Annotated in this window: 19 protein-coding genes; 5 read left to right on the top strand and 14 right to left on the bottom strand. The window is 39.7% G+C overall.

Annotated features, from left to right (window positions below):
• From J8L97_RS09170 to J8L97_RS09155, 4 genes are all read right to left on the bottom strand, one after another.
• On the bottom strand, positions 1-378 hold a 378-nt coding region (locus J8L97_RS09170), incomplete at its 3' end, for a hypothetical protein (RefSeq protein WP_211048953.1).
• A 142-nt stretch (positions 379-520) separates the two neighbouring features.
• Positions 521-823 carry a YkgJ family cysteine cluster protein gene (locus J8L97_RS09165; protein WP_211048951.1) on the bottom strand — a complete coding sequence of 101 codons (303 nt, stop codon included), beginning with the start codon at positions 821-823 and terminating at the stop codon, positions 521-523.
• A 132-nt stretch (positions 824-955) separates the two neighbouring features.
• Complete coding sequence (locus J8L97_RS09160) at positions 956-1381, bottom strand: VOC family protein (protein ID WP_210994939.1); 426 nt, start codon at positions 1379-1381, stop codon at positions 956-958.
• Between the two features lie 346 nt (positions 1382-1727).
• Positions 1728-3662: a hypothetical protein gene (locus tag J8L97_RS09155; RefSeq protein WP_211048949.1), complete on the bottom strand. Its 1935-nt coding sequence runs from the start codon at positions 3660-3662 to the stop codon at positions 1728-1730.
• A 382-nt stretch (positions 3663-4044) separates the two neighbouring features.
• On the opposite strand from J8L97_RS09155, the gene J8L97_RS09150 reads away from it, so the two are divergent.
• The 4 genes from J8L97_RS09150 to J8L97_RS09135 all read left to right on the top strand — a co-directional run bounded on the left by J8L97_RS09150 (position 4045) and on the right by J8L97_RS09135 (position 8000).
• Positions 4045-5823 carry a bifunctional diguanylate cyclase/phosphodiesterase gene (locus J8L97_RS09150; RefSeq protein WP_211048947.1) on the top strand — a complete coding sequence of 593 codons (1779 nt, stop codon included), beginning with the start codon at positions 4045-4047 and terminating at the stop codon, positions 5821-5823.
• Between the two features lie 36 nt (positions 5824-5859).
• A complete protein-coding gene (locus J8L97_RS09145) occupies positions 5860-6009 on the top strand; it encodes a hypothetical protein (RefSeq protein WP_211048945.1) in 150 nt (49 codons plus the stop codon).
• Between the two features lie 125 nt (positions 6010-6134).
• On the top strand, positions 6135-6866 hold the full coding sequence (locus tag J8L97_RS09140; RefSeq protein WP_211048942.1) for a GGDEF domain-containing protein: 732 nt from the start codon (positions 6135-6137) through the stop codon (positions 6864-6866).
• A gap of 102 nt (positions 6867-6968) precedes the next feature.
• Positions 6969-8000 (top strand): tetratricopeptide repeat protein, encoded by a 1032-nt coding sequence (locus J8L97_RS09135; protein ID WP_211048940.1) that lies wholly within the window; start codon positions 6969-6971, stop codon positions 7998-8000.
• A gap of 51 nt (positions 8001-8051) precedes the next feature.
• On the opposite strand, the gene J8L97_RS09130 is transcribed toward J8L97_RS09135, so the two are convergent.
• Complete coding sequence (locus J8L97_RS09130) at positions 8052-8576, bottom strand: RNA methyltransferase (RefSeq protein ID WP_211048938.1); 525 nt, start codon at positions 8574-8576, stop codon at positions 8052-8054.
• A gap of 150 nt (positions 8577-8726) precedes the next feature.
• Between J8L97_RS09130 and J8L97_RS09125 the strand changes: the two genes are divergently transcribed.
• Complete coding sequence (locus J8L97_RS09125) at positions 8727-9275, top strand: DUF4240 domain-containing protein (RefSeq protein ID WP_247688598.1); 549 nt, start codon at positions 8727-8729, stop codon at positions 9273-9275.
• Positions 9276-9357: 82 nt separating this feature from the next.
• On the opposite strand, the gene asd is transcribed toward J8L97_RS09125, so the two are convergent.
• The 9 genes from asd to J8L97_RS09080 all read right to left on the bottom strand — a co-directional run bounded on the left by asd (position 9358) and on the right by J8L97_RS09080 (position 20816).
• Positions 9358-10467 carry an aspartate-semialdehyde dehydrogenase gene (gene asd, locus J8L97_RS09120; protein WP_211048936.1) on the bottom strand — a complete coding sequence of 370 codons (1110 nt, stop codon included), beginning with the start codon at positions 10465-10467 and terminating at the stop codon, positions 9358-9360.
• Positions 10468-11042: 575 nt separating this feature from the next.
• Complete coding sequence (locus J8L97_RS09115) at positions 11043-13727, bottom strand: TonB-dependent receptor domain-containing protein (protein ID WP_211048934.1); 2685 nt, start codon at positions 13725-13727, stop codon at positions 11043-11045.
• Between the two features lie 77 nt (positions 13728-13804).
• Positions 13805-15499 carry a hypothetical protein gene (locus J8L97_RS09110; RefSeq protein WP_211048932.1) on the bottom strand — a complete coding sequence of 565 codons (1695 nt, stop codon included), beginning with the start codon at positions 15497-15499 and terminating at the stop codon, positions 13805-13807.
• A 286-nt stretch (positions 15500-15785) separates the two neighbouring features.
• The gene (locus J8L97_RS09105) at positions 15786-17090 is read right to left on the bottom strand and encodes a hypothetical protein (protein WP_211048930.1); all 1305 of its coding nucleotides are present in this window, start codon (positions 17088-17090) and stop codon (positions 15786-15788) included.
• 24 nt (positions 17091-17114) lie between these two features.
• Entirely contained in the window at positions 17115-17720 is a 606-nt protein-coding gene (locus J8L97_RS09100; RefSeq protein WP_211048928.1) for an energy transducer TonB, read from the bottom strand.
• Between the two features lie 2 nt (positions 17721-17722).
• A complete protein-coding gene (locus J8L97_RS09095; protein WP_192509289.1) occupies positions 17723-18133 on the bottom strand; it encodes an ExbD/TolR family protein in 411 nt (136 codons plus the stop codon).
• Positions 18134-18156: 23 nt separating this feature from the next.
• Complete coding sequence (locus tag J8L97_RS09090; RefSeq protein WP_210994927.1) at positions 18157-18684, bottom strand: MotA/TolQ/ExbB proton channel family protein; 528 nt, start codon at positions 18682-18684, stop codon at positions 18157-18159.
• A gap of 2 nt (positions 18685-18686) precedes the next feature.
• Entirely contained in the window at positions 18687-20054 is a 1368-nt protein-coding gene (locus tag J8L97_RS09085; RefSeq protein ID WP_211048926.1) for a MotA/TolQ/ExbB proton channel family protein, read from the bottom strand.
• A gap of 9 nt (positions 20055-20063) precedes the next feature.
• Positions 20064-20816 carry a DUF3450 domain-containing protein gene (locus tag J8L97_RS09080; RefSeq protein ID WP_210994925.1) on the bottom strand — a complete coding sequence of 251 codons (753 nt, stop codon included), beginning with the start codon at positions 20814-20816 and terminating at the stop codon, positions 20064-20066.
• Positions 20817-20867: the final 51 nt, after the last annotated feature.

The raw sequence follows: 20867 nt of genomic DNA, 5'->3' as shown, positions 1-20867 counted from the left end.
GGTTATTACGTCGATGATTAATAGCTGACCAGAATTCGTTACAACCGCAACAAGTGAGTTACTTGTTTCTGGGTGTTGTAATACGACATGGCTAACAACACTGCCATTTAATAGAATGCGCTCAGCTACTTGATATTCATTGCCATTCTCTTTTAAAAAAGAAACAAAATCGAAGCCATCATTCGTGTCTATTATAGTGATCTCATTAATAGAGTCTGAGTAATGTTCTATATGTATGAAATCTTTCACGATACCAATCCCTGAGAATTTAAAAATTGGCACTGGATCACCCGAGTTTGCATAAGTATTTTGAATAAAAGTTTGCAGTATAAAGACCATTACTGCCATTAACTTGAAATAAACTAATTTCGCCTGCATCGTAGCATTCCTTTAAGTCAGAGTATTAATTAGGAACATACTATGATACGACTATACACTCAACAAAACCTTTTACAGGGTCTCCTTATTAAGTATTAATTAACTTGAATAGTTTGAAATTACTTTCAAGCACTACGACATATCAATTTGACTGCTCCATAAACTCCGCTCTTTCATCTTTGCACTCATACGATCCCATTTCAAATTCACGGCAGATCCAGGGGCGATTCTCATAAATCGTACACATAAACGTTTCTCTGTCGAGTGCTGAACACCAACCGTCCGCTAAACGCTTCATAGTTTCTGCGCCCCATTTATCAATACTTAGGTGCTGCGCAGGTACGCCTGTGTCGCTAATAACCATCACTTCTAATCGACAACAGCATGCTTTACATGTTGCGCAAGTAGGTTCAGGTTCTGGAATATTCTTAACCGATATAGACATAACTATCTACGTTGACTGCGAGGCAGGCATTGTACGTCAATTTCAAGGTTAAATATATTCTGATGAGTGCATTTGTGTAGTGCAAACGTTATATGTCGAACGTTCTATTATAAACTTTGAACTTCCAATGTGTTAGTCACGGGTTCTTAACATCATTGGGTGGTCTTCATTAAGCTGAAGTAAATCCCATAAATTACCATATAAGTCTTCAAAAACCGCAACAGTGCCATAATCTTGCTGTGCCGGAGGCCGGATAAAGCGAATACCAATTGATACCATGTGTTCATAGTCTCGCCAAAAATCATCCGTATTCAAAAACAGAAATACCCTACCACCAGCTTGGTCGCCAATAAATGCTTTCTGCCTCGGTTTAGATGCTTTAGCCAATAGTAGTGCTGTACCTGTGGAGTTTGGTGGCGCAACAACGACCCAGCGCTTATTTTGTTCCGCTTGATATGTGTCTTCGATTAGATCAAACTTCAGCTTGTTAACATAAAACTCAATTGCTTCATCGTAATCATCCACGACGAGTGCTATGTGCATAATATTTTGTTTCAAGATTCACCCTATTTAACTCGTTCATTATTCTCATGGTTTTCTTACTTGCGTGGGTTTTCCCCCATACATCGACCATAATATACATTGTTTTTAATAATAGCTTACCCATTTTTCGACAAAAGCCTTCCCTGAATTTAAATTAGCTAGAGCCGTCTTTGGCATTCTGACATATACCAAAACGTATTAAAAAAGCCGCTACATTCTACGAGCGGCTTATAATTTGTCTTTGTGAACTTAACGCAAATAGTTATACAGTAACCCTTAAAAACAACGGATTGTAGTTATCTATAGCAGTAACTAATAAAAGCTATCAGGGTCGGTGTAGCCAATGCTCTCGGAGGATAGGCTATTTATCACTCAAGCAAGTACTGTTTGGCAACGCCGATGATTTCCTCCAAACCCCCCATTCATCAGCGCTATACGCCTTGCTAGGTGACATCCCACCTACAACATACCAAGCGTTTGTATATTCAAAACAGTCAATATCATCGATTACAATATTACCGGGGTCGTTGTAGAGCTTACTTGCATCCCAATAGCCATCTTTAACCTGTGGTGGAGGAGTATGCGGACCACTCTCAAACGTACATGCCCCCGAGTCATTGATAGTAAATGTTATTTGAGCGCTCAGAGAAACGTAAGCTTCGTCTGTTGATGCCTTTAGTGCTTGTAATGCGGTGTTTGCCTGAGCAGTACAATCAGCTACACCATCGCTGGTTTTTAATTGCGTGAAAGCGCCATTAATATCAACAGCAACTCTGTTTTTTGCTAACACGAATTCATTTACATCGGCTTGCCCAGCTTCATTGCTGGTCGCTACCAAACTAGTACCTGAATACTCGTTATATAAATAAAACTGCTTTTTGCCAAGTTCATCGTATGGGCCTCCCTCACCAAGCTCATAAATGGGCAAGTTAACAATTATTTGTTCTAGCACTTTACCAAAGTCAGTACGATATGAAATAACCCCATTGCTACTGAGTGTATCAAAGCTCTGCTGAGCCGCAGCCTTTGCTTTCGCGGTTATAGCAGCAGAATAAAACCCATATGCTTCAAGAACATCCAAGTAGTTACTCACATCAGACCAACTTAAGTCGGTATCATAACTTGTCGCAGAGTGCTTAGCCGCAAGTGTTAGGGTATTTGTCACATCTGGAATTTGTCTAATATAACGTGCGCCAAAGTCATTTTGCTTTTGAAAGCATGTCCAGTCATCTTCAAGGTCTTCTGCAATACCGACACAATGGTCAAATATCTCTTGAGTGCGCAGCACTTGGTCTTTTGCAGCATAAGGACCACGATTGTACATAAAAGACATTAGCATAGATAAAGCATCAGCATCTTTTGACTGTTGAATGAATAAGTGCATAGAGTCTTGCGACGAGTCCGAACCCTGATTCCATGGTAAAGAGCCACTTACAATCGCTAACGCAGAGCCATTGTAAAAACCACTGCTTATGGAAGACCCAAGTATATTGCGTGCAGGTCCCGTGTGTGAACTTAGTACCGTTTGTGGTTCTAAGTCTTTATAAGGTAATGGAAAGCCACCGCCCACTACACCCTGTAATTCTGCCCATGCGCTACCAGGATATTCAATTTGTAGTACACCATCATCCTCATCCACCCCAGCAGGTAAATCCTTGCCTAAGGAACTTTCTTGCAAACCTTTTGATACAAAGTAATTGGGGTTCATCTGTCTGTCAAAATAGTCTCCGAAACGCTCACCCGTTGCAAACGGCTTTGTTAAATCGAATGTACCACTTGCTCCCTTTCTTAAGCCATATTGCATTTGTACTCGACTTGACGCACTCGCGTGGGCAAAAGCCAATGCCCACAATTTGTGCTCTATCATTGTTGCTGAAGAAGGTTTATCTTTTATTGATAAGTTAATTATTGTGCCAAACTCCCCCTTCCAATCAATGCTATAAAATTGACCAGGCTTATTACACCCCTCACGATCAATATCGTAACCTCCGTCGGGCGTCTCAATGATCTCGCAGTGGTAATTAACCGTCACTTTATCTGCTAATGATATTGTATAATCTACTGCATTCGCTTGTTGTGGTAGCAATTGTTGATACTGCTCATTACTTATTGTTTTTACCGCAAATGCGTTTGTACATAGGCCCAGCAAGATACAGGCACTTAAGTGCTTTTTATTAAAAATATCCATTTTTTCCTCTACATATTGTTTTAAATAAAACTCAGCCCACCAAGACAGCGCTGTCATTAATAAACTGAAAACATACAAATACCTCTTTTGAGAAATGATTATTTGCATACAATATACTTTAGTGGAGTTTTCGGAACTAACAAATATATTTTTAACTAATTTGCAAAAATGCAGTAAAGGCATACTTAATGTTACGGCCGTTTATTTTTATCTACATAATAAAGCTAATACTCTAGTTTAAAGAAACACTGAGCAGACTCTAAATTTGTAAGCTGATGGCCTTCAATAGATTAGTGACTTGTGCGAAGCAAAGAATTAAAGCAGTTTTATTAATACACCAACACTAAGTTGTTTAACAATAGAGTTAAAGCTCCGTTTAAAATCATTAATATTAATATCAATAAGTTAACTTTATTGGGTACTAACTTTTCTTGTTATCATCCAATACTTTAGCTAGTGTTAAGCTGTTCAAATTCAGTATTGGTACTCTATGCATAAATGCGTCCCTTTTAATAAGTATTTTTACTTCATCGGTTTTGTGTGTTTTATTTTTTATGCCGCTTTTCATATTCTTAGAGGCAACCTAATCATTGCCTCTATTTCAATTATTAATGTGATCGCGATTACCTTTATTCTTGTTAAGTATAAAAATAACCAGTTGCAACATATACACAATGATCTATTCATCGCGCTACTTTCCTTATCTGTGATTGCGGCATGTTATGAACTGGGCAGCCGTGGCATCATTTATATATTCCCTGTGGTGGCGGGATATATTTATTACTACAAGGCAAAAGTTGCCATCATCGTCAGTACAGCACTGTGTACATTTGCGTTAATTGCTTCTTTAAAACATCTCGATTACGAAACTGCAATAAGAACACTGGTGCCCATTATGATTACCGTGGTGATCAGTTTTTTATATGCAAAGAAAGTCGAATATCATCAAACGCAACTTAGACACATTGCCAAAAGTGATCATTTAACGGGGTTATACAACCGCCGAAAGCTCATATCCTGGCTAAAAGAAAAAGAGGCGCGCATCAGTCGCAACAACCATTTGCTATTTTTATGCCTTGGCGTTGACAACTTTAAACATGTTAACGATCAATATGGCCACTCTTTTGGCGATTATTTATTACAAGAGATTGCCAGTAAAATTGAAGAGCAGATCAACCCTCTGAGAGCAGGTGATAAAGGTATAGTCTTGTCTCGCGTTGCTGGAGACGAATTTATCGTCGGCATTTATGGAGTCATACCTTACACACTTATTAAATCAATTAGTCCTAAATTGTTAAACTGCGTAAATAATATTGATTGTATACAGGGGGTTTCGCTGAGCGTAGATGCTTGTGTTGGCCTAACAACTCGTTCGAGCGCATTTTCATATGAGCAGGTTATTAAAGAAGTACATATCGCCATGTATGAAGCAAAGAAAGCATCAAAGAATCAAACCCGCTTTTACTCTTCTAAGCTTGCAAAAGCAGTACAAGAAAAGCTTCACGTTGTTGAGCTATTAAAAAATGCGCTGCTAAAAGACGAGTTTTACTTAGTATTCATGCCGGTTTATGGACCAACAGGCAGTAATATTACAGGGGCGGAAGCGCTGATCCGCACGCATAATGATGCACTTTCAAGTTACACGCCCGACATTTACATTCCCATTGCGGAAGAGCATGGGCTAATTCATCAGTTGGATGAAATGGTGATTAGAAAAGCTTTCAAGACACTAAAACAAAGTGTGTTGAATCATACCGAAACATTTTCATTAGCCATTAACATTTCGTCTCAACAACTTAAAAATAAACACTTTGCAACCATGGCTCACAAAATGGCGCTTGAGGAAGGAGTTGATCCACGACAAATTGAGTTTGAGTTAACCGAAACGGCACTCGTCGATTTTGATCAAACGTCAATCGATATTATTAAGCAAACCAAAGCGTATGGGTTTAGTGTCGCGCTCGATGATTTCGGTACCGGTTATACCGCCTTCAGTCAACTGCGCAACTTTCCTGTAGATACATTAAAAATAGACCGTTCATTTACCTCAAACATAGATAACTCAGGTATTGATCAAGGTAAGATGGTCGATGTAATTTTATCACTCGCTCATTTATACAATTTGAACGTCGTCGCTGAGGGGGTTGAAAACAGTCAGCAACTCGACTATCTAAAGCATCGACAGTGCGATTCATATCAAGGATATTACTTATCTAAACCCATAAGTTGGTCCACCATGATTGAGCTAATCGAAGAGAAACGCCAATGATCTTATCTTCTCAAAACGTTTGGTGTTAGTGCTGATATGAATACAAAATTACAATTCGGTATTGACCAATTATTTAAACAGCAACCTGTTTTGGTGAATCGTTACCCGCGCTACGCCGCTGCAGTTGTTTTTATAACGGCGTTACTGCTGTGTTATTTCCCAATTAAATATGCGCTTAACGCATAATGGATGTTAGCCATATCTGTCGTTATCATCATTTCAGTGCTATTGATCACCGGTGTACGACGCTAAAAAAACCATTAAATGTGTTTAATAGTGTGCTCATAGGTGTGGTAGAAGGAATGATGCTAATGTACTTAGCATCAAGTTCCCCTCTTGCCGCTGCAATCTGGTTACCGGCATTTTTAGTCGCTCTTTTCTTGTTGTTTCCTTTCAAAGTAGCATGTGGTTTTGCATTTTTTTATTGGCTTACCCTGTCAACATCATTTATATCGCAACTAGACTTCGAAATTGCATTACGCAGTACGTTATCATCGTGCATTGTGATGATGCTCACTGCAGTTATCGTCAAAATATACAATGATGCAATTGGCACTGCTGAAGGGCTCGCAACAGCCGATGTATTAACCGGTGCACTAAATAGGCGCACGATGCTCAATGTGTTGCATAAAGAGCACGAGCGGGTCGCGAGGTATGGGCAAACATGCTGTCTTGTGATGATTGATCTAGATAATTTCAAAATGCTTAATGATACTTATGGCCACTCCTCTGGAGGTGAGTTGCTTATACGGTTTGTAAAATTAATGCATGAATCGATACGCAAGAATGATACGTTGTTTAGACTAGGGGGCGATGAATTTATGCTTGTACTGCCCTGCCTACAAATAGCAGATGCTTATGCCTTTGTATCCAGATTACAAAAAATAGTACCACAGGTCGTTAACTACAAAACTGTAGAGCTAGGAATGAGTTTTGGTGTATGCGAAATGAGTGAAAGCGATACAATCAATGAGTTAATTCACAACGCCGATATTGCCCTTTATCAAAATAAATTGTCTCGTAAAGCAAACACTCAACTATAATTACGAGTGCATCCATGTTAACTAACCACAAAATAAGCCACACTAAACAGTACAAAAATAAGTGATATAAGTAACATAACTAAACATAGAGGTTATTAACTGATGGTCCTAAGAGCATTCTTTATTATCGTCTTTTTACTCACTATGTTTGTCAATGCAAGTCAAAGTGGTATCGATTCTCTACTCGATGAGGCAGAAGACTATTTGGTGGTTAAGCCATCTCGCACACTCACATTACTCAATCAGGTTAATAATTTAGCGTCATACACTGATAACACACAAATTCGTTGGCATTTATTGAAACTACGCGCATCAGTTTCCACTAACCGTTTAGTAGAAATGGACAGCTCGATAGAACAATTACAAAGCTACCAACATTCGGCTTATTTTAAAGACAATTTAGTCACTATTTTTAGTGCCATTGGTATTTGGTTTAGAAGATCTGGTTTTCCCCAATATGCGAATGCAAGTTTGAGTTGTGCTTTGACATACGCTAAGAACCCTAAACAACGTTTAGCACTAATTAATAGTAAAGCTCTAGTTGCGCGTTATTTAAAAAAATATCGCCGTGCCGAAGTACTTTACGAGCAAGCTACTTCGATTGCTACTAAACACAATAATAAAATCAAACTCGCAACAATTGCTAATAATTTAGGCGTAATCGCATTAGACAAAAAAGAGTATGAACGAGCCGAGCATTACTTTAGACGCGCATTAAAAGGGCACCAAAATAATGACAATCGCGCTGGTAATGTTACTGCTGGACTTAATTTGTTATTTTTGTTTACTCTCCAAAATCAAGTGGTCAACTATCAACGTTTATATGAACCAATTGCCGCGTTAACAAATGCTTTTCCAAATAAAGCAAAACAAGCTTTACTATTTTGGATACGTACAATGCATAACGCCAAAGGCCAACCTGTAACAGATAACCGGCTTAAAGTACGCCTCGCGAATGAATTTTCAATGTTAGAAAGTCGCAGAGTAAAACAATTAGTTAAATTCTATTTCGCAGAGAAATTAGCAGTTGAGGTCAGCCTAACACCAACCCCAAAACCACGTAAAATCAATCTCAGCTTAATTACTAATATGTCACATTGTGACTGGAAAAGCGCATTACAAAACGATAAGTAAATTTAGGCTTGCATGCTACTTTTTTAATTGCTCATGCATTGCCCAGAAAATTCATCGGGCAATTAGTTCTGACAATACAATATTGTTGTTATTGTCTCGGCTACCACGGATGATCTCATCATTATTAAACGTCACACCAGACTTAAGTAAGCGGTCATACAATACAACATTTACGGTTGCAGCCAGATTCATACAACCTTGTGTTGGCACGTAAATCACATCTTGGCACATCTTCAATGACTCTTTTGCTAAGGAGCCATCTTCTGGTCCGAACATATAAAAAGCACTTTTAGGGTGAGTGTACTCCGTTAATGGTTTTGCACCTTCAATAAGCTCAATTGCGACAGGGGTTGCTCCTAGCGGGAGCATCGACTCCAATGTATCTGCACCGATTAATGGAATATTCTGATAAACCTTTTTAGTATCAGTGGCAAATTTACGTGCATTATCAAAACGTTTACCGGTATAAAATACAGAGTTTACCCCATAACAACCTGCTGCTCTCATTACCGCGCCAACATTACTCGGACTTTTTGGGTTGGTTAACCCTATACATGCAAACCCATTATCGAACATAAACGCCTCTATATACTTCGGTTTCTATATTAAATTTAGCCGTGAACTTAACGCAAGAGGTCCTCCCACATCAAAGTATGCGCAAATTTACACTAATTTCCCCAACAAATCGATAATTATAGGTTTATCAATAAACTCCTTGTCTATGCTATGATCTTCGTATCAGAGATATACGATGTACATATAGCAATGAACTTAGACCTGTTTTGGCAAACCATTACCATTGATGTTGAAATTGAAGATAAAAATAGCCACCTCAAATCACTATTAGAGAGTCTCTCAAGTGACGATATTGAAGCATTTGATACCCACTATAATACGCAACTCAGACGGTTATGGCATTGGGATATTTGGGGCGCAGCATTCGTAACCTGTGGGTGCAATACAGAATATGACTTTTTAGACTTTTGCAATTGGCTACTCACACAAGGTAAGGAAACGGTAGATAATATAATATCGGATCCAGACTCGCTTATTAGCATTGAAAATATCCCGCTAAAAGACGCACTCCCTTATCCCTATTGTGATGAGTTAGATTTAGTCTCAGGGTTATTATACGAGGAAAGAAACGGCAATGAGTTACCGTACCACAATGTCGTTAATTTTGCGCCTCAGGGAAAAAAGTTCAAAAGTAAACCTAAACTACTGAAACAAGTCTATCCACAATTATTTAATAAATATTGGACAAAGGGTAAATGAATTACGGAAAAAGCTTTCGTTACTAGCTCTATCTGTTGACATAAAGGAGAAGAATATCCTCTCCTTTACAACACCATGACGGTTACCCTGTAATAATACGCAACATTCGACGTAAAGGTTCAGCAGCACCCCATAATAATTGGTCACCGACAGTAAATGCACTAATATACTTAGGGCCCATTGTCAATTTACGAATACGCCCAATAGGGACACTTAAAGTGCCCGTTACATTCACTGGGGTAAGTTCCTCTGCACTGACACCTCTTTCGTTAGGGATAACTTTAACCCATTCATTGTGGCCTTCGAGGATTTCTTCAATTCGCTCTACGCTAATATCATCTCGCAACTTTATTGTTAATGCTTGTGAATGGCACCGCATCGCACCAATACGTACACATAAACCATCAATCGGTATTGGAGAACAGCTTGAGCCAAGTATTTTGTTTGCTTCAACTTGTGCTTTCCATTCTTCTTTTGATTGTCCACTAGGCATAGACACATCAATCCAAGGGATCAAACTTCCTGCTAATGGCACCCCAAACTGATCTTTAGGTAAATCATCTGACTTGATTTTATTGGCGACCAGCTTATCAATTTCTAAAATAGCAGATGAAGGATTAGACAAGTGCTCTACAACTGAACCATGTATTTCACCCATTTGAGTGATCAGCTCTTTCATATTTCGAGCCCCCGCACCAGATGCTGCTTGATACGTCATTGGGCTTACCCACTCAATTAAATCCTGTTCAAATAAGCCACCTAAAGCAATAAGCATCAGTGAGACGGTACAATTACCACCAACAAACGTTTTAACGCCTTGTTCTAGCCCTTGCTCTATGACATCTTTGTTGACTGGGTCTAATACAATAATGCTGTCGTTATCCATGCGCAGAGCGGATGCTGCATCAATCCAATACCCTTGCCACCCCGTTTCACGCAATGTTGGATACACAGATTTAGTGTAATCACCTCCTTGACAAGAAATAATAATATCCATCTTAGATAAAGCACTAACATCGGTTGCATCTAGCAGTGGTTTAGCTTCACCTGCAAAATTCGGCCCCAACTCTCCAGATTGAGATGTGGTAAAGAAATGCGCATTGATCTTGCTGAAGTCGCCCTCAGTTTGCATTCTATCCATCAATACTGAGCCAACCATGCCACGCCAACCAACGAGTCCTACTTTATTCATATTTATTTTACCTTTATATAAGTTATTTAGAGTCATTGCGTGAGTCTAGACGTCTAAAAGTAACAAATAACTTAGCCGACTACTAGCGTTTCTTTAATGAGTAAAAGTTATTACATATTCTGTAAATGAACTGCCAATGATTTACCAACTTTTACTCAGTTCATGCTTTCTAACACGACAAAGACAAATTAGGTTAACAATTGAAATTTATACTAATAAAGTTGGAATAGACAATAAGCAAAAGCGGGAAATAAAAAACCCCGCAAAGCGGGGTTTGGATACAACATGTAAAGGTTGTCCCAATCAAGCGCCAGTAGCGCTAAAAAAGAACTCGGTTCTGACAACCTGGTATTAATTATTATTATATCCGGGTCGATTTGTTCACCTCTGGTTACAAAGGTCACAATGTCATTAAGCTTATGAACTTAATGTTTATTTTTATGTGGCGTACTATACAAAATAACTTGAAGAGAGTCTATTGAAATTATCACTTTTATATAAAAAGATAGTGGCTTTTTATGAGAAACAAAAAAGGCCGAACACCTGTTCAGCCTTTTGCTTTTTTAGCAACTTAATTAAAATTCATAGCTATAACTTACACTCATAGCTGTACCTGATTCTTTCTGACGAACAGCGTAACCAGATTGTGTCACTTCTTGGTCTTCACCCAGTAAGTTTTTCACTTTAAATTTAACTTTAGAGTTAAAATCTGGGTACCAGGTATACACTAAATCTAACGAGTGAAATGGTTTCTCAAAAGCATCTTCTCTACCACCAATGCCTGATGCTAGGATCCGCTCACCAAATACGTTATATACCAAAGAACCACTGTGCATTCCGTCCACAGAGTCATAGTTCAATTGCATATTAACCACGTACTTAGAATGACCGGTCATTCTTTTAGTCGGGTTGGTCAAATTGCCTGCTAGAGCAGGATTAATCGACACTTCAGAATCACTCAGTGTAATGTTACCCGCGGTAAACAAACCACTGGTTACATTTGATAAATCATACATCCATTCAGCTTCAATACCGTACACTTCACCAGTGTCCCCATTTACAAACGTTGCGGTATAATCTTCATCACCCACTTTTAAAATGGTTTCAATTGGTGCAGTAATATCTTTGTAAAATGCAGCAACAGAGAAGTTATCTCCGTTATCCATATAATACTCAAATCGCGCATCATAGTTTTTTAAATCACTGCTTTTTAAGCCAGCAACACCGAACGTTTTAATATCGGTCAGCGGATCGAAATAGGCAACGGCAACTAATTCACGCAAATCTGGACGGACAACAGTTTCACCATAGCCAAATCTCACTTGGTAATTATTGTCAGCTAGGTAAGTAAGTGACAATGCGCTAAAAAAGTCATCATCATTGACTGTGCCAGCTTCAATTTTTGCAGCATCATAAAAAATGCCTTGTGTAATTCTATCAAAAATCAAACTAGACGTACCGATCGACACTTGCTTGAAATCTTCGTAACGAATACCGCCACTTACGCGCCAAGTATTGTCAAAAAACACGTCGAACTCAGCATATCCAGCATCTATTTTTTGCGCTGCAATATAATCATCGGCACTTGGCGCCGTTGGCTCATTGAAACTTAAGAAAAAGTCATTATTACTAACAAATTCATCCGTTACATACCCAGTAAGCCCAAGCACACCATTATCAGAATTTACCGGAATAGAGATGCCCGTCTCATTATTAATAACAAAACTCGATGTATTGTATACCCGCGCTCTGTCAGTAAAATCGTACCCTGTTTTTAAGGTGACTTCTGCTTTACCAAATGTAAGCGGTAATGTCACGTTGCCACTGTACGACTTTACATAATCTTCCATATCAGTAAAGTTATAAGTGACTCGGTTATCATCTCCGGTGACAATCGACCCTTCATATTGACCAGCTTCATTGTAGCTATCAATAAATTTATAATCGATGTTGGTCGGGATATCTGTCTCTGCCGTCGACTCAGTATACTGCCAATCAAAGCCGATCCCCCCCAAGTCAAGGAAAGTATGTTGACCAATTACTTGATCAATATCAAGTGTACGTTCTTCATAATTGAACTTATGTTGACGCTGTGCTTCACCGGTACCAGATATCGTTCTAACAGTACTGCCATTTGGGCTCTCAAGCACAGAGATTTCCAGCTCATCCTCGTTATCTTCAAGGTATATTTTTGAGTATGTAACACTGTGTTGATCGAGTTTATAGCCAATATTGAACACACCATTGATGCGTTCATTCTCTGTGGTCACTTTCGAGTTTTTCACTGTGACATAGCAAGAGTTACTGGCATCTTCGGCACTCACTAAGGTTGTGCTACAACCTTCTTGCAATGATTCATCAACCACGGCTGTGTTTCGGTCGCTGTAATGCCAATCTTTGTCATAAGAACCTGCTAACATTGCACCAATTGTGCCACCGAAATACGGCTCTTCAAAACTATCACCAATATTTGCTTTAAAATCATAATTTGGAGATAACGACTCTTCTTTTACCGTAATATCTCTGGGTAACGATAGTAGCAACGTTTTGTTGACTAAGCCGGCTTGATCAGCACGAGTCTGAGACTCACTGCCTGTTAATGCATCTTTATCGACTATTCCAGCTAAACTGAAATCACCTCTATATCTTACAACGCCCTGTTTTAAAGGTTCAGGAATTCCGCCTACACCACGGTTGTAAGTAAATCCATCTGTTGCATTTGAATTTTGACCAACGCCAACTTCAAACCCAGCCGTAAACTCACTCGGTACAGATTTGGTTCGAATATCGATGTTACCACCACCAAACGCTGCAGGCATGGATGGTGAATAAGCTTTTTGTACCGCTAAGCTTTCGATGATACTCGCAGGGAAAATATCTAAAGGTACAACATTTCGAGTCAAATCAGGGCTTGGTACCGAAGCGCCATTTAGTCGGGCACTTGAATACCGCTCCCCTAAACCACGAACATATACAAATTTACCGTCGACCAAAGTTAACCCTGTCACTCGCCTCAAAGCAGACGCGACGTCACTGTCACCTGTTCGCGATAGCTGCTCTGCTCCCATAATATCGGCAACAAATGCTTGATTTTTACGCTCTTCAATTACCGCTGCTGCACTGCCTTGCAAACGTGTTCCAACCGCCACAACTTCTTCAATTGTTTGCTCTTCTGCCGCAAGTATTGGCATTGAAACGCCCACCATCAGTGTGGTGCTAACAGCTAACGCTATTTTTTTAAGTTTCATGTGTTTATTCATTTTCATTCCTGCCAAAAATCATAAAAAAGGCGCAACCACTGCGCCTACTTTTTTGATAACAACCTAAATCGATATGATTAGTCGTTGTTAGCAGCTGTTACTGCTTTTTGAACCCACTTGTACCACTCGCTCGATGTGTCAGCATTTGAAACAGCACCGATGTAGTCAACTGTTGTAAAGAAGCTGTCATTTAATGTGCTTAAATCATTTGCTGCAATAGTAATCGCTGTTGATGTTGAGTTAGTTGAAAAGCCATCTGCAGCAAGCACATCTTGCGCACCATCTAACACTAAGCTAGAACCCGCATTTTTAAACCACTCTTCTTTGCCTTCGCCATTTGGAAGTGGCTCTGAGCCTGATTTAAAGTTTGCGGTACATGCTAAAACTGAGTTGTGGAAATTAAGTGTATCCGCTTCTGCATTTGCTGCTGCATCCGAATCTTTAAATTCAATACATTTTGTTTCTTGACCACCTTGTGCGGCTGCTGATTTCACAAACAACGCGTTGTAGTATTGCCCCTGAATAGCGTCATCAAATTTTGCGGCTTGAGATGAACTGTTGTCACGGATAGACTTTCCATCGGTCGTTACTACAGTCACATTTGCAATCATTGGGTTTGATGCTGGTACTTCACTATAATCAGCACCTTTGTTTTTCTCACCATCAGTTTCAAAGCCATTGTTACCCATGTAGCCTTCAGAGCCAGCTGCAATTAACGCTGGGTTACCATCAGAATCTTGATACGTAACGTCTTTTTTAGTTTTTATAGTACCATGCTGTACGTAGATAAACTGTGCTTTACCTTTCCAACCTGCATCAATGTCAATTGCATCATCTTGTGTATCCGTCACAACGATGTTTTTAATCGTCGAAGCACCGCCAAAGAATTCAATACCATCATCGAAACCTTGGTGAATGTGAAGATACTCAAAGCTTGAGCCTGAACCCACAGCATTTAATGTTAATGAATTTAAATCATCTCCAGGGCCGCCATCACGAGGACCTGAACCCGCATACCAAATATTCGCGTATTTAATATGACCACTGCCATCTGCATTATCAGAACCACCAAAGTGACTCACAATACCTTCAGCGTTAGCATTACAAGTATTTTCAGCTCGTTCGACATTTGTACACTGATTTGTTAAGCCTTTACCATTGATGATGATACCGCCCCAGTCAGCAAACTGCGGACCAATATTCGCTAAATCAAACGCTTCGATTGTATTTGCTGAAGTAAATGAAATTGGCTTGTCAGCGGTGCCGATTGCATCAATTTTTGCACCACGTGCGATACGGATGATGGCTTCACCTGATGTGAACGCAAGCGTCGCACCTGCTTCTACTTTTAAAGTAGGGCCATTCTCTGGTACAGAACAACCCGTTGTAGTATTACAGTTCTCACCAATTAAAAGAGCACCTTTGAATACATGAGCGCCATCATTCTCTAAGTCTGCAAATGTAATATCAGATGCTATCTCTAAGTTTTTACCCGCGAAATCTGTACCGTATACACAATGAGGAGCTTGGAATGTACCTTGAACTTCCGTGCCAGAAACTGTTCTAGATGTACAAGGGTTAGTCGGTGTTACAGGGTCAGTTGGAGTAGTTGGTGTTCCGCCTGTATCTGTACCAGTGTTATTTGTTGTGTTATTTGAATTATTAACACTTGTGTCATTAACGGTCGGTGTAACTTCTATATCACCACCACAACCAGTTAATGCCATCGCTGCTACAATCGCCGAAACTTTGAAAAGGTTTTGTAATTCCATTGCTAACTCCAATATGAGATATAAACTTATTATTTATGTGTTTTAATTTGTTGAGGGGTAAATTAGAATACTTTCATGACAAACAGGTTACAAAAACAACCTGTCATCAAAAGTTAACAAAAGAACTCTTAATTTATTTCAAATCAAAAAATCAAATAACGACTTTGGTTAATGATAAGTAAATACAGATTTAATAATGCATTTTAATTTGTTCTTACAACAAAATATAATATAAAAGAAATGAAAAAAGCCGCCCTAGAGCAGCTTTGGTGTTGCGATTATATTTTTACAGTAAAGTTTGCTTTAATGTTTCAGCATGTATTTTTTCTTTTTTCACATACTTTATCCACTGCTTTGCAAGCCTTGCCGATTTTTTGTGCTTTTCTGCTTGTTCAAAAGCTAATATAGAAGCATCAAAATTCGTGAGATTATATTGCGCCATGCCTAAAGCAACATACGCATTCGCTTCGAATGTTAGCTCCCCTTTATTTAAAGCACTACGTGCAGCATCAGCAGCTTCATCAAACATTTCTAAATTAATGTAAACTTCGGCCAAGCGTTGATCAAAATTACCGTGCTGTGTTTGACTGCTTGCTTGCTCAAAATACGGGATGGCTTTTTCATCTTCCCTTGCTTGAATAAAGGCTTCTGCGATAAATGCATTATTTTTAGCATTATTTTCGACAACCTCAGTAGCTAAGCCTCGTTTTAATACTTGCGCGGCTTTATATGACAAACCATTAAACATGTATACTTGCGCCAATTGCATATGTTCAGAGCGTGATTTGACAAATCCTTGCTGGTCGGCAGCTTCGAACAATGCTAATTGTTTTTTCTCTTCACCAACCTCTCCGTACATGCCTGATAGCTGAATCCAATATGCAGGCTTATTATATAATCGAACCATTTTTTCCAGCACACTTACAACTTCTTTTGATTCACTCATTGAATAATGGAGTGCGCGTTTTAGTACTAACCAGTTTTCTTTTGGTATATCACCTTTATTTTCTGAAAGTAATATAACCGTATCAATATAACTAAGCGCTTTAGCGTACTCCTTCAACTGATAATGCACTTGACCTCTGAGTATATAATAAGACTCAGGCGCAGGTTTATTATTAATTTCATCCCATGCATCGAGGTACTTACTCACTTTATTATAATCAGAGTTTGCCATTGCTAGCTGTGCTAGGCTAAACGTTGTAGATAACCTAAGTGATTCTGGTATTCCTTCCTCAGAAACTACTGACTCAAATGCAGCAATGGCTTTATCTAGTTCATTTTCATTATAATAAATGAACCCATAAAAGTTATACATCATTGCAATCTCATAAGAGTTCATACTTGATGCACGCTCTTTAATACCATCAAGTGCCTCAAGTCCGGCTTGGACATCACCATCGTCGGCAAGCTTTTGAGCACGGGCTAATTGGCTATATACTTTTTCTCTTAAAGCTGGAACCCGTTTGGTTTTTGTTTCAGCAAACGCTGTTCCTACATCAGTCATTGGAGTCAATGACAATATTACTGGTCCCACAGTCCCAGTCACAAACATGGCACCGTACAGTGCTAATAACTTAATTTTATTCATAATCGCATCCTCGGTCCGCAACAATTAACCGTTTATTTGGAATGATATTTTGTTTTGCACACCCGCAACTTCAACAGCTTCGCCATTAACAACTCGAGGCTTATATTTGAATTTTAGTGCGGCATCTAGTGCTGCGCGGTCAAAAATAGACTCGGGTTCTGCATTGATAACTTTAGGCGCTCGAACCGTGCCATTTTTAGTTACTATAAACTCTACAATCACATATCCTTCAATACCCCGAGACAAAGCACGACGTGGATAAACGGGTGCTACTTTAACAATCGGTAAATATTCGCCATCGCTCGATTCTAGTGCAAGCCCGCCGGCCAGATTTACATCAGCCTCTACATTTGCACTGAAATCAAAATCAGCACCTGCTGCATCGAGGTTATTACTTTGCATTTGTGGCGCATCCATTGGTGGTGGCGGCTCTTTTGGCGTAGGTGGTTTTTGTGGTTTACGCTCTTTCTTTTGTACCGTTTCTTCTTTTTTCAAACGCACAAAATCAAGTACATTTCCTTTAACAGGCTCTGTCATTGCCCCTTCTCCGCCTTGGATAAGCGCCTGCATACCCAAGAACAAGAAGAAAGTAACAACACCTGCAATCACAAGTGCTATTAAGTAACGCATAGTTATGATTCCTGTGCAGCAATTGATACATCAAAGGCACCAGCGGCACGAGATGCATCCATGACTTTGATCAACATTTCAGTCGTGGCCTTTTTATCGGCTTGAATAACCACACTACCTTGGGGATTTTCAGCTTTTAAACGCTCAATGTTCGCTTGAACTGCGCGAACATCAATTTGTCGTTTATTAATCCAAATCTCACCGGTATCGGAAATTGCAACTAAAATATTTGCACGCTGCTTTTTAACCGCAGTCGCCGCTTCTGGGCGATTTACATCGATGCCAGCTTCTTTGACGAATGATGCTGTAACGATGAAAAATATCAACATGATAAATACAACATCTAACATTGGGGTCATGTTAATTTCTTCGGCTTCTTCTTCTTGAAACACTTTTGCTAATGGGGCTCTCATATTTTCCTCCTATACTTAACCACTTAATGATCAAGTAACATTTTATCTTCTAGTAACTCAACTTCGCGTTTTGCTTTGCGCTGTAAATACGTCGATGCAAAAACACCTGATAATGCGCCAACCATGCCTGCCATCGTAGGGATCGTTGCTTTAGACACACCCGATGCCATTGAGCGAGCACTACCACTACCCGTTATAGCCATCACATCAAACACTTCTATCATGCCGGTAACCGTACCTAATAAACCTAAAAGCGGACACAATGCGACCATTACGTTGATATAAGATAAATTTGCATTTAACTGAATGCCAACCCGTGAAATCTGAGCTTGGCGTATTTGCTCTGCATTCCAGCTGTTGCGCTCAGCCCTGTTTTCCCAAAGTGATAAAACACTTCTTTTGTATGTGCGATACCGTCCAAATAGAAACATGAACCGCTCTAAAATTAGCAACCACATCGCAAAGATTATTAGACCGATGACCAAGAGAACTTGGCCACCAGTGTCTAAAAACTCTCGCAGCGTATTGATTGCTTCAATCAATAGCACCACGATTACGCTCCTTTTTCGCTACGCTCAGCAATGATCCCTGCACTTTGCTCTTGTAATATCAGTAGCAAGTTACGAGAACGGGTATTTAACAGCGTGTATAAGAATACCGTTGGAATAGCCACAACAAGACCTAGTACAGTAGTAACAAGTGCTTGTGAAATACCACCTGCCATTAATTTAGGGTCACCTGTACCAAATAAAGTAATTGCTTGGAACGTATTAATCATGCCGGTCACCGTACCTAACAGACCTAATAAAGGTGCTACAACCGATATAATCTTAATGAGCGTTAAATTACGTGTAATTTTTGGCATTTCTCGCAAAATAGCTTCGCTCAATTTTAACTCTAGGGTGTCATAAGCCACATTCGGATATTGTTCTTTTACCTTCATAACGCGACCTAATGGGTTGTCATCTCGTGCCACATCTTCTTTAAGTTGACGACGGATTTTTGCCCCCATAATCATCAAAGAGAAAAATCGCTCTAATGCAATCAGCAGTGCAAGTACACCAACGCCAAGGATCACGTAACCAACTGCACCACCTTGATGAACCTGCTCTTGTGTATTGGGTGCTTGAACTAGCAAACCAAGTATAGAGCCACCTGTCGGGTCAAGTGCAAACTCAACCGTGCCCGCCGTTGCTAATTGCAAGTCAGCAGCCGTTTCTGTGAACCGAGAAACAGGCTGACGCGTAAGCTCTGATGTTGTGTTTGTTACTGGGTTATATGTAAGGTATTTTCCATCAGCAATTAAGTTAAATGCACCAACTCTCAACACCTCTTTCGTCACCTTACTTCCACCAGCTACAATCACTTCACTGTTGTAGCGAGATACTTTACCTTGCTCTGTCATTTCCCGCTGCAATTCATACCACACCTTTTCGATGTCTTCGATAGATGCAAGGCGTGATGAAGAACCCATTTTTTTCGCCATCTCATCCATGAATGCACTTCTACCTGAGATTTGTGCAGAAACCACAGAAGTCTGAAATTTGTTACTTGAATCACCCGCAACTTGCTGCAACACACCAAATAGCTCCTTTAAAGAGCCCATTCTCTTAGACAAGGTATCTGTTAAGTTTTGCAGCTTGATTTCATTTTCTTCAAATGATGTTTCTAATCGTTCTGAACGTGATAACTCTCCGTTACGCTTATTTGTAAGCGCATTTAGCATAGACACTTGTTGGTCTTGCTTCGCGCGAAAGTCTGCTTCACGCGCTTTGTTTTGCGTTGTTTGAGCTACTTGCCCTTGTTCTAACGTTTTAAGTAGCGAATCTAAGTTCAACGCTTGATCTGCAAATGCGCTTGTTGATAGTGCCAGTGTTGCTGCCAAGATGGCTTTTTGGCTAAACTGCTTTAAAAATTTCATCTTGAACCTCTATTTAGACGCGTGAACAGGTAGGGTAAGCATATCAGGGGCTAGTTGTTTGCGAGCAATACGCAGCCCTTTGTTTATTTGACTAATCGCTGTATCATCAACCGCAACAAATTGCTGCGCTTTTTGATCCCAGCTGCCGGCATGAGAGCCATCTTTGGTCACATATAGTAGCTCTAATCGACCGATTCGTAAGAAGTCTACTTCTCGCTCTTGACCATTTACGTCTAGTAGACTGGTATAAGCTTCGATTGTTCGGCCGTAATCCACTTCAACTTGGTAAGCTTCAACAACACGGCGAAACTTTTCACTCGATGTCACATCAGCTCGTTCCATCATTTTTTTAAGTGTTTCAACGCGCTCCGCGCGCTCTTCAGATAAAAATGGCACATCAAGAGCGACAAATTGCTCAAGACCTGTGATCATTCTTAACATCAAAGGTGTAATCTGGCGTTCTATAACCGACACCTGATCCATAGAGGCATTAATTGCAACCATTTCACTCAGTTGGTTTTCGATTTGCTTATCAAGTTGTGCGTTATAAACTGTCAGCCCGTCAATCTCTTTATTAAGCGTCTTGAATTTTTGCAGACGAGATTGCATTGAGTCTGAAATAGAATCAATTTTTGTTTGAGTAGTTTGAGCTGAATCATTGATCACATTGCTCTTGTCTATGACTTTTTGTAAGTCATTCGCTTGAACGCTTGCTGTAGTTGCAAATACAGTTGCAAGTAGCAGGGGTTTCACGCACTTCATCGCATACACCTTAGTTTTCTAGTAATTAAGTTGCGAGCAGTCTAAAGTCGT

The sequence above is a fragment of the Pseudoalteromonas sp. MMG012 genome, assembly GCF_018100875.1.
Taxonomy (GTDB): Bacteria; Pseudomonadota; Gammaproteobacteria; order Enterobacterales; family Alteromonadaceae; genus Pseudoalteromonas; species Pseudoalteromonas aurantia.
This window is presented reverse-complemented; position numbering and strand designations above follow the sequence as displayed.

Bases quoted from the DNA above. Each gene is read 5' to 3' on its own strand.
- J8L97_RS09165 (WP_211048951.1), bottom strand. From the start codon at position 823: ATGTCTATATCGGTTAAGAATATTCCAGAACCTGAACCTACTTGCGCA.
- J8L97_RS09155 (WP_211048949.1), bottom strand. From the start codon at position 3,662: ATGCAAATAATCATTTCTCAAAAGAGGTATTTGTATGTTTTCAGTTTA.
- J8L97_RS09150 (WP_211048947.1), top strand. From the start codon at position 4,045: ATGCATAAATGCGTCCCTTTTAATAAGTATTTTTACTTCATCGGTTTT.
- J8L97_RS09145 (WP_211048945.1), top strand. From the start codon at position 5,860: ATGAATACAAAATTACAATTCGGTATTGACCAATTATTTAAACAGCAA.
- J8L97_RS09140 (WP_211048942.1), top strand. From the start codon at position 6,135: ATGTACTTAGCATCAAGTTCCCCTCTTGCCGCTGCAATCTGGTTACCG.
- J8L97_RS09135 (WP_211048940.1), top strand. From the start codon at position 6,969: ATGGTCCTAAGAGCATTCTTTATTATCGTCTTTTTACTCACTATGTTT.
- J8L97_RS09130 (WP_211048938.1), bottom strand. From the start codon at position 8,576: ATGTTCGATAATGGGTTTGCATGTATAGGGTTAACCAACCCAAAAAGT.
- J8L97_RS09125 (WP_247688598.1), top strand. From the start codon at position 8,727: ATGATCTTCGTATCAGAGATATACGATGTACATATAGCAATGAACTTA.
- asd (WP_211048936.1), bottom strand. From the start codon at position 10,467: ATGAATAAAGTAGGACTCGTTGGTTGGCGTGGCATGGTTGGCTCAGTA.
- J8L97_RS09115 (WP_211048934.1), bottom strand. From the start codon at position 13,727: ATGAATAAACACATGAAACTTAAAAAAATAGCGTTAGCTGTTAGCACC.
- J8L97_RS09110 (WP_211048932.1), bottom strand. From the start codon at position 15,499: ATGGAATTACAAAACCTTTTCAAAGTTTCGGCGATTGTAGCAGCGATG.
- J8L97_RS09105 (WP_211048930.1), bottom strand. From the start codon at position 17,090: ATGAATAAAATTAAGTTATTAGCACTGTACGGTGCCATGTTTGTGACT.
- J8L97_RS09100 (WP_211048928.1), bottom strand. From the start codon at position 17,720: ATGCGTTACTTAATAGCACTTGTGATTGCAGGTGTTGTTACTTTCTTC.
- J8L97_RS09095 (WP_192509289.1), bottom strand. From the start codon at position 18,133: ATGAGAGCCCCATTAGCAAAAGTGTTTCAAGAAGAAGAAGCCGAAGAA.
- J8L97_RS09085 (WP_211048926.1), bottom strand. From the start codon at position 20,054: ATGAAATTTTTAAAGCAGTTTAGCCAAAAAGCCATCTTGGCAGCAACA.
- J8L97_RS09080 (WP_210994925.1), bottom strand. From the start codon at position 20,816: ATGAAGTGCGTGAAACCCCTGCTACTTGCAACTGTATTTGCAACTACA.